The 13,677-nt window shown below is 72.3% G+C and carries 15 protein-coding genes; 8 read left to right on the plus strand and 7 right to left on the minus strand.

All coding sequences use genetic code 11. The annotated features are described in order from the left end of the window. Positions 1-26: 26 nt before the first annotated feature. Positions 27-788 (plus strand): dimethylargininase, encoded by a 762-nt coding sequence (ddaH, locus tag ACSJDX_RS10215; protein WP_438352574.1) that lies wholly within the window; start codon positions 27-29, stop codon positions 786-788. Between the two features lie 14 nt (positions 789-802). Here ddaH and dapD read toward each other — a convergent pair whose 3' ends face one another. Further along, positions 803-1,759 (minus strand): 2,3,4,5-tetrahydropyridine-2,6-dicarboxylate N-succinyltransferase, encoded by a 957-nt coding sequence (gene dapD / locus ACSJDX_RS10220; protein ID WP_438352575.1) that lies wholly within the window; start codon positions 1,757-1,759, stop codon positions 803-805. A 55-nt stretch (positions 1,760-1,814) separates the two neighbouring features. Here dapD and dapE point away from each other — a divergent pair, with 55 nt between their 5' ends. The 3 genes from dapE (at position 1,815) to ACSJDX_RS10235 (ending at position 4,362) form a co-directional block, all read left to right on the plus strand. Further along, complete coding sequence (gene dapE / locus ACSJDX_RS10225) at positions 1,815-2,891, plus strand: succinyl-diaminopimelate desuccinylase (RefSeq protein WP_438352576.1); 1,077 nt, start codon at positions 1,815-1,817, stop codon at positions 2,889-2,891. Beyond that, entirely contained in the window at positions 2,873-4,102 is a 1,230-nt protein-coding gene (locus ACSJDX_RS10230) for a hypothetical protein (protein ID WP_438352577.1), read from the plus strand. Before dapE ends, ACSJDX_RS10230 begins: the two co-directional genes overlap by 19 nt. Positions 4,103-4,188: 86 nt before the next feature. After that, positions 4,189-4,362, plus strand: a complete 174-nt coding sequence (locus tag ACSJDX_RS10235; RefSeq protein WP_248152662.1) for a DUF3117 domain-containing protein — start codon at positions 4,189-4,191, stop codon at positions 4,360-4,362. A 92-nt stretch (positions 4,363-4,454) separates the two neighbouring features. On the opposite strand, the gene ACSJDX_RS10240 is transcribed toward ACSJDX_RS10235, so the two are convergent. Beyond that, entirely contained in the window at positions 4,455-5,096 is a 642-nt protein-coding gene (locus tag ACSJDX_RS10240; RefSeq protein WP_438352578.1) for an O-methyltransferase, read from the minus strand. Positions 5,097-5,168: 72 nt separating this feature from the next. On the opposite strand from ACSJDX_RS10240, the gene ACSJDX_RS10245 reads away from it, so the two are divergent. Further along, a complete protein-coding gene (locus tag ACSJDX_RS10245) occupies positions 5,169-5,540 on the plus strand; it encodes a Sec-independent protein translocase TatB (protein WP_438352579.1) in 372 nt (123 codons plus the stop codon). Between the two features lie 12 nt (positions 5,541-5,552). On the opposite strand, the gene ACSJDX_RS10250 is transcribed toward ACSJDX_RS10245, so the two are convergent. Genes ACSJDX_RS10250 through ACSJDX_RS10260 form a run of 3 tightly spaced genes read right to left on the minus strand, consistent with a single transcriptional unit; the run spans position 5,553 to position 8,574 of the window. Continuing rightward, complete coding sequence (locus tag ACSJDX_RS10250) at positions 5,553-6,704, minus strand: Mrp/NBP35 family ATP-binding protein (protein WP_438352580.1); 1,152 nt, start codon at positions 6,702-6,704, stop codon at positions 5,553-5,555. Further along, entirely contained in the window at positions 6,701-7,282 is a 582-nt protein-coding gene (locus tag ACSJDX_RS10255) for a DUF1003 domain-containing protein (RefSeq protein WP_438352581.1), read from the minus strand. Before ACSJDX_RS10255 ends, ACSJDX_RS10250 begins: the two co-directional genes overlap by 4 nt. Continuing rightward, entirely contained in the window at positions 7,282-8,574 is a 1,293-nt protein-coding gene (locus ACSJDX_RS10260; RefSeq protein WP_438352582.1) for a magnesium transporter MgtE N-terminal domain-containing protein, read from the minus strand. The genes ACSJDX_RS10255 and ACSJDX_RS10260 overlap by 1 nt, the downstream gene beginning before the upstream one ends. Positions 8,575-8,678: 104 nt before the next feature. Between ACSJDX_RS10260 and ACSJDX_RS10265 the strand changes: the two genes are divergently transcribed. Next, the gene (locus ACSJDX_RS10265) at positions 8,679-9,485 is read left to right on the plus strand and encodes a general stress protein (RefSeq protein ID WP_438352583.1); all 807 of its coding nucleotides are present in this window, start codon (positions 8,679-8,681) and stop codon (positions 9,483-9,485) included. Between the two features lies 1 nt (position 9,486). After that, positions 9,487-10,167 (plus strand): alpha/beta hydrolase family protein, encoded by a 681-nt coding sequence (locus ACSJDX_RS10270; protein WP_438352584.1) that lies wholly within the window; start codon positions 9,487-9,489, stop codon positions 10,165-10,167. A 16-nt stretch (positions 10,168-10,183) separates the two neighbouring features. On the opposite strand, the gene ACSJDX_RS10275 is transcribed toward ACSJDX_RS10270, so the two are convergent. Beyond that, positions 10,184-11,617 carry an aminopeptidase P family protein gene (locus tag ACSJDX_RS10275; protein WP_438352585.1) on the minus strand — a complete coding sequence of 478 codons (1,434 nt, stop codon included), beginning with the start codon at positions 11,615-11,617 and terminating at the stop codon, positions 10,184-10,186. A 27-nt stretch (positions 11,618-11,644) separates the two neighbouring features. Then, a complete protein-coding gene (locus ACSJDX_RS10280; protein WP_438352586.1) occupies positions 11,645-12,664 on the minus strand; it encodes an endonuclease/exonuclease/phosphatase family protein in 1,020 nt (339 codons plus the stop codon). A gap of 116 nt (positions 12,665-12,780) precedes the next feature. Between ACSJDX_RS10280 and ACSJDX_RS10285 the strand changes: the two genes are divergently transcribed. Further along, the gene (locus ACSJDX_RS10285; protein ID WP_438352587.1) at positions 12,781-13,644 is read left to right on the plus strand and encodes a PHP domain-containing protein; all 864 of its coding nucleotides are present in this window, start codon (positions 12,781-12,783) and stop codon (positions 13,642-13,644) included. Positions 13,645-13,677: the final 33 nt, after the last annotated feature.

Below are 13,677 nucleotides of genomic sequence, written 5' to 3' on the forward strand. Positions count from 1 at the left end.
GCGCACGGCGCCGTTAGAGTCGGGGGATGCCGCGCCTCCTCGTCCGTCGCCCGTCACCGCTGCTCGCCGAGGGCGAGCTGACCCACCTGGAGCGCGTCCCCGTCGACGCCGCGCGTGCGCTCCGCCAATGGAGCGACTACGTCGAGGTCTTCCGCGACCGAGGGTGGGAGATCCTCGAGGTCGAGCCGGCGGACGGACAGGCGGACGGGGTGTTCGTCGAGGATGCCGTGATCGTGTTCGGCGACGTCGCGGTGCTGTGCCGGGCCGGGGCGACGTCTCGTCGCGGAGAGGCGCCCACGATCGAGGCGGCGGTCGAGGCCTCCGGGCTCGAGATCGCCCGCATCGACGCGACCGGGACGCTGGACGGCGGCGACGTGCTCAAGGTCGGTCGGACCGTGTACGTCGGAGCCTCGTCGCGCACGAACGCGGACGGCGTCGCGCAGCTGCGGGCGATGGTGGAGCCGCGCGGGTGGACGGTCGTCGAGGTGCCGGTGACGAAGGTGCTGCACCTCAAGAGCGGCGTCACGGCGCTCCCCGACGGCACCGTCGTCGGATTCGAGCCCCTCGTGGACGCTCCGGCGGCGTTCCCGGTGTTCGCGGGCGTGCCGGAGGAGCACGGGACAGCCGTCGTGGTGCTCGATGCGCAGACGGTGCTGATGTCGGCCGACGCCCCCGCCACCGAGGCGGCACACCGCGCGCGCGGCCTCGAGGTAGTCACCGTCGACGTGTCGGAGTTCGAGAAGCTCGAGGGCTGCGTGACCTGCCTGTCGGTGCGCATCCGCGACTGACCGGGGCCCGCGGGTCAGGCGTGCAGCGCCTCGTTGAGGGTGACGCCGACGCCGAGGCGCCGGACGGCCTCGATCGCGCCGGTGAGGGAGTTGCGGCGGAACAGCAGGCCGTCGCGCCCGGAGAGCTCGGCGCCCTTCACCGCGGGGCGGGAACCGTCGGCGCGGGGTGGCTCGTCCGCCAGGACGACCTTCGATCCCGCGGTGACGTAGAGTCCCGCCTCCACGACGCAGTCGTCGCCGAGCGAGATGCCGATCCCCGCGTTGGCGCCGAGCAGCGTCCGTGCTCCGATCGAGACACGGTGCGCACCGCCGCCCGAGAGCGTCCCCATGATCGACGAGCCGCCGCCGATGTCGCTGCCGTCGCCGACGACGACGCCCTGGGAGATGCGCCCCTCCACCATGGAGGTGCCCTGCGTCCCGGCGTTGAAGTTCACGAAGCCCTCGTGCATGACGGTGGTGCCGGGGGAGAGGTACGCGCCCAGGCGCACGCGCGAGGCATCCGCGATCCGCACTCCCGGCGGGGTGACGTAGTCGAGCAGGCGCGGGAACTTGTCGAGGCCCTGCACCTGGATGCCGTCGCGCACGAGAAGCGGGCGCAGGCGGGTGAGGTCGTCAGGATGCATCGGCCCGGCGTTGGTCCACGCGACGTTCGGAAGGTGGGCGAAGATCCCCGTGAGGTCGACCTCGTTCGGCGCGACGAGCCGGTGCGACAGTGCGTGCAGACGCAGATAGGCGTCCGAGGTCGAGGTCGGCGCGGCATCCAGGTCGATCTCGATCGTCACCGTCTCCACCGTCACCGCGCGCCGCGGGTCGGGCACCGCCAGCTGCTCGAGGTTCTCGGGCGGCAGCGCGGGGTCGAGACCGAGCGGGATGTGCCCGTGCTGCGGCTCGGGGAACCACGTGTCGAGCACCGTCCCGTCACCCGCCACCGTCGCCAGGCCCACGCCCCAGATCCACCGCTCGTCACTCATGCCTCCACGCTAGCGAACCGGGGAGGGCGCCCGTGCCCGTCGGTAGACTCAGAGCATGCCGGCGCTCGATCTCACCGTCTCCTCGATCGATCTGACGCGCGCGATCTGCGACATCCCGAGCGTGTCCGGAGACGAGACGACACTCGCGGACGCGATCCACGCGGCCGTCTCGCCGCTGGCGCACCTCGACGTGTATCGCGACGGCGACACGATCGTGGCGCGCACGGACCTCGGCCTGGCGCAGCGCGTCGTGATCGCCGGGCACATCGACACCGTGCCGATCAACGGCAACGTGCCGACCCGTGACGTCGAGATCGACGGCGAGGCCCATCTGTGGGGGCGCGGCACGGTGGACATGAAGGCGGGGGTCGCGGTGCAGCTCAAGCTCGCCGCCGAGCTGACCGATCCCCGCGTCGACATCACGTGGATGTGGTACGACCACGAGGAGGTCGACGCCGACCTGAACGGTCTCACCCGTCTCGCGCGCTCGCGCCCCGACCTCTTCGCCGGCGACTTCGCGATCCTCGGGGAGCCGTCCGGCGCCGAGGTGGAAGGCGGCTGCAACGGCAACCTGCGCGCGATCGTGCGCACCCGCGGGGTGCGCGCGCACAGCGCACGATCGTGGATCGGCGAGAACGCCATCCACCGCGCGGCACCCATCCTCGCGCGCCTCGCCGAGTACCGGGCGCGCGAGGTTCCCGTCGACGGACTGGTCTACCGCGAGGGCCTCAACGCCGTGCGGATCGACGGCGGCGTGGCCGGCAACGTCGTCCCCGATCTGTGCGAGGTCGAGGTCAACTACCGGTTCGCGCCCAGCCGCGACGCAGCCGGAGCCGAACGTCACGTGCGCAGCGTCTTCGACGGCTTCGACGTCGAGATCGTCGACCTCGCCGTGGGTGCGCGCCCGGGCCTGGACGCTCCGCTCGCGCAGGAGTTCGTCGCGGCCGTGGGCGCCGAGCCCCGCCCGAAGTACGGCTGGACCGACGTCGCACGGTTCTCGGCGCTGGGAGTGCCCGCCGTCAACTACGGTCCCGGCGACCCGCACCTGGCGCACCACGACGAGGAGCGCGTGCGGCTCTCCGAGATCGACGCGGTCGAGCGCGGACTGCGGTCGTGGCTGACCGCGCGCTGATCGAGACGCCCGCGACCCGCAGAGGGCTCGCCGGTCTGCCGGTCGTGGTGTGGATCGCGCTCATCTACGTCGGCGCGCGGTTGATCACCACCGGCTTCCTCGTGCTCGCGGCGCAGCTGGCGGGGCAGGGCACGCGCTTCGGGCCGAACGCGACGATCGGCGACTTCTTCCTCGGATGGGATGCGCAGTGGTACTGGTACGTCGCGGTGAACGGCTACCCGAGCGTTCTGCCCGTGACCGACGCCGGCCTGGTGAAGGAGAACCAGTGGGCGTTCATGCCCGTCTACGCATATCTCTCCCAGGGACTGGGCGTGCTGCTGGGCTCCTGGGGCGCTGCGGCCGTCGCGATCTCGCTGGTGGCGGGATTCCTCGCGTGCTGGGTGCTGTTCCGGATGCTGCGCGACCGCATCGGCGACGGTGCGGCGCTGTGGGCGGTGGCCTTCTTCGCCTCGGCGCCGCTGGCGGCGATGTTCCAGGTCGGCTACGCCGAGTCGCTCTTCCTGCTCTGGCTGCTGCTGGCGCTGTGGGCGCTGATGCGGCGCCGATACGGCTGGCTCTACCTGCTCATCCCGCTGATGGGCTTCACCCGTCCCGGAGTGCTCGCCTTCGCGCTGCTGCTCGGCCTGATCGGCGTCTGGCGCTGGATGCACCGGCGGACCGAACCGCTGCCGATCCGGGAGATCGTGCACATCGTGGCGCTGGGTGCGCTCGCGGTCGTGGTGGGCTTCGCGTGGCAGGTGATCGCGGGCGTGGCCACCGGGGATTCCGGCGCCTACCTCGCCACCGAGTTGGCCTGGCGTCGCAACTGGCTGCCGGCTTCGGACGGCGGTTTCCTCCCCTTCGACGGCTTCGTGCAGGGCGCGGCGTTCTGGTTCGGGACGTGGGGCCTCGGACCGGTGACGGGATACGTCGTGCTCGCCCTCGCGGTGGTGGCGATCGCGGTGCTGCTGCTGTTCGAGCCGCACGTGAAGCGCCTGGGTGTGGAACTGCGGCTGTGGTCGGCGAGCTATCTCGTCTACCTCCTCGCGGTGTTCTTCCCCCAATCGAGTCTGTTCCGCCTGCTGCTGCCGCTCTCGCCGCTGTGGGGAGCGGCCGCCGTGCCGAGGTCGACCCCGTGGCGGATCGCGGTGCTGGCGGCATGCCTCCTCGGCCAGTGGTGGTGGATCTACAACATGTACGCGCTGGGGAACACGTATTGGCAGATCCCCTGATCCGGCGGTCGACGCGATCCTCGCCGACCCCGCGTGCACGGTAAACTCGTCGTACAGACCTACGACGCACACGAAAGGGAGCCACGATGGCAGCCATGAAGCCGCGAACCGGTGACGGACCGATGGAGGCCGTGAAGGAGGGGCGCCTGATCATCGTGCGCGTCCCTCTCGAAGGCGGCGGCCGCTTGGTCGTCTCCGTGAACGACGCCGAGGCCAAGGAGCTCTACGACGTGCTGGGTGGCGTCGTCGCCCCCGTCTGACGTTCGAGACACGCGAAGCGGTCGCCCGGAAGGGCGGCCGCTTCGCAGTTGCGCACGGGGAGTGGATGCCTCGCCGCGAGGCATCCGTCGTCTCAGTCGGCCCGCTCGGGGATGGTCGTCAGCTGCAGCAGTCCCTCTCCCACGATGGAGAGCGCGCCGATGACCGCCGGCGAGGCCTGCGTCTCCTGGATGAGCGTGCGGTAGGCCGTGGTGACCGCGTCGCGGCGCACCGGATCGGCGACACCGCCGCCGGCGAGCACGCGCGGGATGAGCACGGTGCCGCCCGCGCGCACGAGACGCAGCGCATGCTCGACGTAGTCGATGACGCCCTCGGGGTCGGCGTCGACGAGGACGATGTCGTAGGACGCCTCGTTCATGCGCGGCAGCACATCGGCGGCGCGGCCCGTGATGAAGCGGGCGCGCGCGGGCGCGATCCTCGCGTCCGAGAACGCCCGGCGCGCGACGGCGAGATGCTCGGGCTCGTTGTCGATGGAGGTCAGCGTGGCGCGGGGCGACCCGTGCAGCAGCCACAGTCCCGACACCCCCGCACCGGTGCCGATCTCGACGATGTTGAGGGCGTTCGACACCGCGGCGATCACCGCGATCTGCGCGCCGACGGGTGCGCTGACCGGTGCGGCGCCGAGTTCGAGCGCATGCGCCCGCGCTCGCGCGATGTGGTCCGGTTCGACGGTCGCCTCCGCGGCGAAGCGCCGGTCCGCGTCGTGATCGCCCATGGGTGTCCTCCGCGGCTCAGCCTACGGCGCTGTGCGACCGGCACCGCTGAGGCGCGGCGGTAACCTGAGAGCATGTTCTTCGGGCTCACGATCGAGAAGGTGCTGGTGATCGGTGTGATCGCCGCGATCCTCATCGGCCCGGAGCGGCTGCCGCGCTACGCGGAGGGGCTGGCGCGATGGACCACCCGGGCGCGGGACTTCCTGCGCGGCGCCCGATCGCGCGTCTCGGAGGAGATGGGCGAGGACGTCGACTGGCGCAAGCTCGACCCCCGTCAGTACGACCCCCGGCGCATCATCCGCGAGGCGCTGCTCGACGACGCGCCCGTGCCGACCGTGACCGCGGCGGCCGCCGTCGCGGCGGTCACCGTCCCTCCGCGCGACACCCGGACGCCGGGCGAGCGCGCCGATCCCGGCCCGACGCCGTACGACTCCGAAGCCACCTGATCCGAGGCCGCGTCAGCGCAGGGTGACGGGGAGGGCGCGACCGCCGAGGCCCCGCGGCATCCGCACGATCGCGTCGGCCAGGTGTGCGATGGCGGTCGCCGCCGCATCGTCGGGGTGGCTGATCACGACGGGCGTGCCGGCATCGCCGTCGGCGCGGAGGGCAGGGCTCAGCGGGATCGAGGCCAGCAGCGGGACGGACTCGTCGGGCGTCGACAGCGATGCGGCCACCTGCGCACCGCCGCCCGCGCCGAACAGGGCCAGCTCGGTGCCGTCGGGCAGGCGCAGCGCGGCCATGTTCTCCACGACCCCGATCACCCGCTGTCCGGTCTGCCGGGCGACCAGCGCGCTGCGCACCGCCACGTCGGAGGCGGCGGACTGCGGGGTGGTGACGACCAGCACCTCGGCGTGGGGGAGCAGCTGCCCGACCGAGATCGCCACGTCTCCGGTGCCCGGCGGCATGTCCAGCAGCAGCACGTCGAGGTCGCCGAAGTGCACGTCGGTGAGGAACTGCTGCACGGTGCGGTGCAGCATCGGCCCGCGCCAGGCGACCGCGCCCACGGGTCCGTCGGCCTCGCGGCGCAGGAACATGCCGATCGAGATCGTCTTCACCCCGTGCGCGACCGGCGGCAGCATGAGGGCGTCGATCCGCGTCGGTGCGGGGGGCAGGCCGTCCTCGCCGACCAGCCCGAGCAGCGCCGGGATCGAGAACCCGTGCACGTCGGCGTCGACCAGGCCCACCGAGAGTCCGCGGGACGCGAGGGCGACGGCGAGGTTGGCGGTGACGGTGGACTTGCCCACTCCGCCCTTCCCGCTGGTCACCGCGATCACGCGCGTGAGAGCGTCCGGGGTGAACGGCATCCCGCGCCGTCCGCCGCGCAGCCGGTCGGTGAGCGCCCGCCGCTCGTCGGGCGTCATGACCCCCACCTCGACCTCGACGGCGGAGACGCCGGGAACGGATGCCGCGGCCGCACGCACGTCGGATTCGATGCGCGCCGCGGCGGGGCATCCCACGATCGTCAGAGCGATCGCGACCGTCGCCAGGGCGCCCTCCACGCGCACGTCGCGGATCATGTCGAGCTCCGCCAACGGGCGCCGCAGCTCCGGATCGATCACCGCGCCGACGCTGCGCCGCACGGTCTCGGCGTCCGCCGCGGCGTCGGTCACGATGAGGAGCGCTCCGACCGCCCGGATCGTTCCGCCCGCTCCGGCTTCTCCGACCGCGAGCCGCCGTCGCCGTGGGTGTCGCGGCCGTCGAGCTGCTCGAGGATCGCCTTCAGCTCGGAGCGGAGCGTCTCGCGGGTGACGACCTCCGAGGAGCGCTCGTTGATCGCCATCCGCAGCGCCACGATCTCGCGGGCGAGGTACTCGGTGTCGGCGAGGTTGCGCTCGGCGCGCTGCCGGTCCTGCTCGATCTGCACGCGGTCGCGATCATCCTGACGGTTCTGAGCGAGAAGGATCAGGGGAGCGGCGTACGAGGCCTGCAGAGACAGGATGAGGGTCAGCAGCGTGAAGTTCGTCGCCTTCGGATCGAACTGCCACTCCTCCGGGAGCACGCTGTTCCACACCAGCCAGATCGTCACGAAGATCGTCATGCCGATGAGGAACCCGCTGGTGCCCATCGCGCGGGCGAAGGACTCCGAGAAGCGACCGAACCGGTCGCTCGACGGCTGCGGGGTGCGGCTCAGCATCCCCCCACGGTTGCGGGGGGCGTCGAGGGTGATCTGGCGGGTGGAGCGGGCCATCAGCGCCTCCTCGGGATGCTCGCGGTCGTGGTCGGGACGGGAGGCGCCGCCTCCTCGTCCACGTCGTGCGAGCGCCAGTCGTCGGGCAGCAGGTAGTCGAGCACGTCGTCGACGCTCACGGCGCCGACGAGTCGGTGGGCCTGGTCGACGACCGGGAGCGAGACGAGGTTGTAGCTGGCGAGCATGCGCGCCACCTCGGCCGCCGAGGCGTTCGCGGGCACCGGCTCCAGGGTGTCGTCGATGATGGCGCCGAGCCTCTCATGCGGGGGGTAGCGCAGCATCCGCTGGAAATGCACCGTCCCGAGCAGGCGGCCGGTCGGGGTCTCGTACGGCGGGAGGGTGATGAACACCGCCGCGGCGAGGGCGGGGTGCAGCTCGTGGCGGCGGATGAGCGCCAGCGCCTCGGCGATCGTCGCATCGGCCGAGAGCACGATCGGCTCGGGGGTCATGAGTCCGCCGGCCGTGTCGGGGCCGTACTTCAGGAGGGCGCGGACGTCCTCGGCCTCTTCGGGCTCCATGAGGTCGAGCAGCTCTTCTCGGGCCTCCTCCGACAGCTGGCCGAGCACGTCGGCGGCATCGTCGGGCTCCATGGCGTCGAGGATGTCGGCGGCGCGCTCGTCGTCGAGCGACTCGAGGATGTGCACCTGCTCGTCTTCGGGCATCTCTTCCAGCGCATCGGCGAGACGGTCGTCGGAGAGCTCGTCGACGACCTCGAAGAGGCGCTCCTCCGGCAGGTCGAGGAGGGTGTTGGCGAGGTCGGCGGGCTTGAGCTCGGAGTAGCTGGCGACCAGCTGCTCGGCGGACTGGGCCTCGCCGGGCGTGGCGTCCTCGCGTACGTCGCCCCAGTTCGCGAACGTCGTCGGACCTTTCGCGAACGGCGATGCGCTGGTCTTGGGCTTGCGCAGGAACAGCTGCCCGACATCCCACTCGCCCAGTCGGTTGCGCTCGATCGCGACGTCCTCGATGACGGCTCCGACGGTGCCGTCGTCGATGTAGACCCGGCGGCCGAGCAGCTCGGCCATCACGCGCACCTCGCCGCCCCGCTCCTGGAAGCGGCGCACGTTGATCAGACCGGTCGTGATGACCTGGCCGGTCGCGATCGAGGTGACGCGCCCGATCGAGACGAACACGTGCCGTCGGCCGGGGATCTCCACGACCAGGCCGACCACGCGGGGCGGGTCGTCTTTTCGGTAGATGACGACGACGTCCCGGACCTTGCCGAGCCGGTCGCCCGCGGGGTCGAAGACCGTGCAGCCGGCCAGGCGTGCGACGAAAACCCTCTGCGTGCTCACTCGTCCCAGCGTAGTCCGGTGCCGCCCCGCGTCATCTCGCGTGACAGGACCGCTCCAGGTCTCCCGTCCAGGGGAGGGACAGGCGCGCGTGCGAGGATGGGGGTATGAGCATGATGGGTGGACGGATGCCTCAGGGATCGGCCGATGTCGGTCGCACGGTGGCGGAGTTCCCCACGTACGAGGCGGCGCAGAAGGCGGTGTCGGCGCTGGTGGCCGGGGACGTGCCCGCGCGTGAGATCGCGATCGTCGGGCAGAACCTGCGTTCTGTGGAGAGGGTGACCGGTCGCCTGGGCTACGCGGCCGCGGCCCGCTCGGGCGCGGTCAACGGACTCCTGCTCGGCCTGCTCTTCTCGGCGATCTTCGTGCTCGGTACTCCGGCCGCGCCCATCCAGGCGTTCGTCGGGGTGATGTTCATCGGCATCGCGGTGGGCATGCTGCTGAGCATCATCACGTTCTCGGTCGTGCGCCGTCGCCGCGACTTCGCCTCGGTGATGCAGGTCGTCGCGGACCACTACGAGGTGACCGTCGCCGATTCGAGCGTGCACCGCGCCCGCGAGATCCTCGGGCGCGCACCGTCCGCCCCCGCGCAGCCGGTGCCTCCGCGGACCGTGGTCGCCGCACCGGTGGCGCCCACGCCGACGCCCGACGCCCCCGTCGCAGCCGCGCCACCGCGCTACGGCGAGCGGGTGCCGCCGGCATCCGAGCAGCCCACCGCGCCCGCGCCGGCACCGGCCCCGCCCACCGCGCCACCGGCCCCGCCCACCGCGCCGACTCCCGAGTCCTCCGCCGCGCCTCAGCAGGCCGACGCCCCGGGCGAGCCGGAGCCGCGAGGCGAGGACGGCCCCGCCGCCGATTCCCCGGACCCGTCTCCGACCCCCGCCGACGGTTCCGCTCCTCGACCCCCGGCCTGACATGACCGCCGACGAGGCCGTCCGCATCGCGGTCGCGCTGCCGGCGGGCGCGGTCGAGATCTCGGCCGACATCGGCATCCCGTCCGGCGCCTGGGCGATCGCCGGTCTCGCGCACGGAGCGGGCGCCGGGCACCGGCATCCGTTCCTCGTCGGCTTCGCCGCGGCGCTGCAGGCGGCCGGCGTGGCGACGGCGCGCTTCACCTTCCCGTACCGCGAGGCGGGACGACGGATGCCGGGCCCGCCCGCGCACGCGGTCGCGACCTGGATCGCGGTCGAGGCCGCGGCCCGCGCCGCACTCGACGCTCCGTTCTTCGCGATCGGCAAGTCGTACGGCGGCCGCATGGCGTCTATGGCCGCGGCCGAGGGGGCGATCGACCCGGCAGCGCTGGTGTACCTCGGCTACCCCCTGCATCCGCCGGGCGATCCGTCGAAACCGCGCGTCGCTCACCTGCCGGAGGTCGCGCCGCCGCAGCTGTTCGTCGAGGGCACGAACGACCCCTTCATCGATCCGCACGTGCAGCTGGAGGAGGCCGTCGCCGCGTGCCGCGACGCCCGCATCACCTGGATCGAGGGCGGCGGTCACTCGTTCGAGGTCAAGGGCCGCAAGCGCCCCGCCGAGGAGATCGGGGCCGGACTGGCCCCGCTCGTGACGGACTTCCTCCGCCCGCTCGCCTCGTCCTGACGCCGGGCCAGGCGGGTCAGCGGGAGCGGGCGATCCAGGCCTCGACCTCGTCGGCGGTGCGCGGGATCGCGGCCGACAGGTTCTCGGGGCCGTCGGCGGTCATGAGGATGTCGTCCTCGATGCGCACGCCGATGCCGCGGAACTCCTCCGGCACGGTCAGATCGTCGATCTGGAAGTACAGGCCGGGCTCGATCGTGAACACCATGCCCGCCTCGAGGACGCCGTCGTAGTACATCTCGCGGCGCGCGGCGGCGCAGTCGTGCACGTCGATCCCCAGGTGGTGGCTGGTGCCGTGCACCATGTAGCGGCGGTGCTGCCCACCGGCGTCGGCGTCGAGCGCCTCCTCTGCCGTCACCGGGAGCAGACCCCATTCGGCCACCTTGCGCGCGATGACCTCCATCGCCGTCTCGTGCACCGTGCGGAACCGTACGCCCGGACGCGCCGCCGCGAACGCGGCGTCGGCGGCTTCGCGCACCGCCTCGTAGACCTTCCGCTGCGTGTCGCTGAACCGACCGCTCACCGGCAGCGTGCGGGTGACGTCGGCGGTGTAGAGGCTGTCGACCTCGACGCCGGCGTCCACCAGGATCAGGTCTCCGGGCAGCACCGCCCCGTCGTTGCGGGTCCAGTGCAGATAGCAGGCGTGCGGGCCGGATGCTGCGATCGTGCTGTAGCCCTCGGCATTGCCGTCGCTGCGCGCCCGGGTGTGGAAGACCCCCTCCACGACGCGCTCGCCGCGGGGGTGGTCGATGATGCGGGGGAGCTCGGCGACGATGTCGTCGAACCCGCGCGCGGTGACGTCGACGGCCAGGCGCATCTGCGCGATCTCGTACTCGTCCTTGACCAGGCGCAGCTCGGACACGAAGCGGCTGAGGTCGTCGTCGACCTCCACGACGAGATCGTCGTCGGACACCTCGAAGTCGTCGTTGTGCGCGGTGGAGAGCCCCAGGTCGGCGGCCACGCCGTCGAGGGCGGGACGCGGGCCGATCCAGAACTCGCCGATCGCGGCGTCGCCGTAGAACTCCGCGGTCGTGCGGTCGGCGCGCTCGCGGAAGTACAGCGTCGCGGTGTGCCCGGTCTCGCCGGTCGGCTCGAAGACGAGCACGGCGCCGGGTTCGGCATCCGCCGCCCACCCGGTCAGGTGCGCGAACGCCGAATGGGCGCGGAACGGGTAGTCGGTGTCGTTGCTGCGCACCTTCGCCTCGCCGGCCGGAACGACCAGGCGCCTGCCGGGGAAGGACGCCGAGACGACCTCGCGCCGCGCGGCCGCGTACGCCGCCTGCTCACGCTGCGGCGGCGCCGATTCGGGGCGGACCGCCCAGCCCGTCGAGATCGTGTCGAGGAACCCCTGCGGGAACGGCTGCTTGCGATTGGTGGTCGCGGGTGCGGTCGTCTGGTCGTCCGTGGGGATGTCGGTGGTCGCGATCGTGTCGCCGTCTCCGGAGGTGGTCATGCCTCCAGTCTCCCACCGGGGCAGGACTCAGTCGACCGGCGTCAGCTGGACGACGAGCGGGCGATGGTCGCTGCCGGACCCGTCGAGGGTGCGCAGCACCACCGACGCCGACGCCCGCCACTTCGACGACACCATCACGTGGTCGATGGGCGCACCGGCCATCGCCGGGAAGTCCGTCGGCCAGGTGCCGATGCCGCCGTTGCCGGTGTCGGCGGCCGCGTCGTGGCACTGGCCGAGCGTGCCCCCGTCGAGACCGAGGCCGCTCATGTGGTCGAGTGTGGCGTTGAAGTCGCCGGCCATGATGACGTCGGCGTTCGCGCACTGGTCGGCGAGCCACTGCAGGTCGTCGCGCCAGTGCTGCATATAGCTCTGCCGTGGGGCGACCGCGTGCGCCGCCACCACGGTGGGTCCGGTGCCGTCGACGGGCATGGCGACCGCGCTCGGCACCGTGGAGGTGTTGCTTGACCCGTCCTGCGACGAGGCGATCACCGAGTAGTCACCCAGGTCGGGCGAGATGAGCAGGGTCGTCGAGCGGGCGTCCCATCCGTCGGTGCCGTACTCGGCGTGGTAGGCCCACATGGGGTGGCCGAGATCGCGCATCGCGATCGCGACCTGCTCGCCGGTGGAGATCGTCGTCTCCGGGAGCGTGATGATGTCGGCCTGCATCGCCACCGCCATCTGGGCGACCGCGTCGGGGGAGGTCGCCGAACCCGCCGTGTTCCAGGTCATCACGCGGAGATCGGACGCGCCCTTGGCGGGGAGGGCCTCGGTGCCGAGACCGCGTCCTGCCACCATCGCGACGTTGGCGATTCCCCCGATCAGCGCCACGGCGGCCAGCGACAGGGCGAGCAGCCGCAGCGGTCGCGCGATCGCGAGCAGCAGGAGGAGCACCAGCAGCACGCCGAAGACGACCGCGACGAGGCTGCGGAACGAGATGATCTGGGCGATCGGGAAGGTGCGCTCGAGCCGGAACAGCGACGGCCAGGTGAGGATCGCCGTCACGATCGCGCACACGACCGTCAGGAGGATCCCCAGCACACGCAGCACGCCCGCGACTCTAGGCGAGCAGGCTGGGAGATCCCGGCGCGCGGGCCGCCCGCGGGCACCGGAGGCGGTCGAGCCGGCGAGGGTCGGGCGGGATCGTCGCGGGATACGCTGTGAGGATGCCGTCCGTCCGCACCGTCCAGGGGCCGAGCGACCTGCACCTGCATTCCGTGCACTCGGACGGCACCGAGTCGCCGGGCGAGGTGATGGCCGCCGCGCACCGTCACGGGCTGCGCACGGCCGCCCTCACCGACCATGACACCACGTCGGGCTGGGCCGAGGCGGCCGAGGCCGCGACCTCGCTGGGCATGACGTTCCTGCCGGGGATGGAGCTCTCGGCCGAGCACGGGTGGCGCAGCATCCATGTCCTGGCGTACCTGGTCGATCCCGACCACGCCGGCCTGCGCGCGATGACCGACCGCATCCGCTCGTCACGGCTGGACCGCGCGCGCACGATGGCGGAGCGGATCGGCCGCGACTACGACGTCGACTGGTCGGACATCGTCGCCCAGACGCAGGACGGCGCGACGGTGGGGCGCCCGCACATCGCCGACGCACTCGTGGCCAAGGGTGTGGTGCGCGATCGCACGGAGGCCTTCGACGGCATCCTGCGCGCCGACGGCGACTACTACGTCGCGCTGTACGCACCCGATCCGGTCACCGCGGTGCGGCTCGTCGTCGAGGCCGGCGGGGTGCCGATCATCGCGCATCCGGCCGGACGCGCGGGTGTGCTCCCCATGCCGGTGCTCGAGCGGATGCTGGAGGCCGGGCTCGCCGGCTTCGAGCTCGCGCACCGCGAGAACCTCCCCGACGGGGTGCGGGTCCTCGAGCGGCTCGCGCACGATCGGGACCTCATCGTGACGGGATCCAGCGACTACCACGGACTGGGCAAGCCCAACGTGCCGGGGGAGAACACGACCTCCGACGAGATGGTCGCGCGCATCCTCGCGCGGGGCACGGGGAGCACAGCCGTCCACCCCTGAGCGCCGGGGTGAACGACGGAGGCCCCGATCCGT

This window comes from Microbacterium fluminis, from assembly GCF_051549805.1.
Lineage (GTDB): Bacteria > Actinomycetota > Actinomycetes > Actinomycetales > Microbacteriaceae > Microbacterium.

Coding starts and splice junctions, on each gene's coding strand:
- ACSJDX_RS10265 (WP_438352583.1), top strand. CDS start 8,679: ATGAGCATGATGGGTGGACGGATGCCTCAGGGATCGGCCGATGTCGGT.
- ACSJDX_RS10285 (WP_438352587.1), top strand. CDS start 12,781: ATGCCGTCCGTCCGCACCGTCCAGGGGCCGAGCGACCTGCACCTGCAT.
- dapD (WP_438352575.1), bottom strand. CDS start 1,759: ATGAGTGACGAGCGGTGGATCTGGGGCGTGGGCCTGGCGACGGTGGCG.
- ACSJDX_RS10245 (WP_438352579.1), top strand. CDS start 5,169: ATGTTCTTCGGGCTCACGATCGAGAAGGTGCTGGTGATCGGTGTGATC.
- ACSJDX_RS10240 (WP_438352578.1), bottom strand. CDS start 5,096: ATGGGCGATCACGACGCGGACCGGCGCTTCGCCGCGGAGGCGACCGTC.
- ACSJDX_RS10270 (WP_438352584.1), top strand. CDS start 9,487: ATGACCGCCGACGAGGCCGTCCGCATCGCGGTCGCGCTGCCGGCGGGC.
- ddaH (WP_438352574.1), top strand. CDS start 27: ATGCCGCGCCTCCTCGTCCGTCGCCCGTCACCGCTGCTCGCCGAGGGC.
- ACSJDX_RS10275 (WP_438352585.1), bottom strand. CDS start 11,617: ATGACCACCTCCGGAGACGGCGACACGATCGCGACCACCGACATCCCC.
- dapE (WP_438352576.1), top strand. CDS start 1,815: ATGCCGGCGCTCGATCTCACCGTCTCCTCGATCGATCTGACGCGCGCG.
- ACSJDX_RS10235 (WP_248152662.1), top strand. CDS start 4,189: ATGGCAGCCATGAAGCCGCGAACCGGTGACGGACCGATGGAGGCCGTG.
- ACSJDX_RS10255 (WP_438352581.1), bottom strand. CDS start 7,282: ATGGCCCGCTCCACCCGCCAGATCACCCTCGACGCCCCCCGCAACCGT.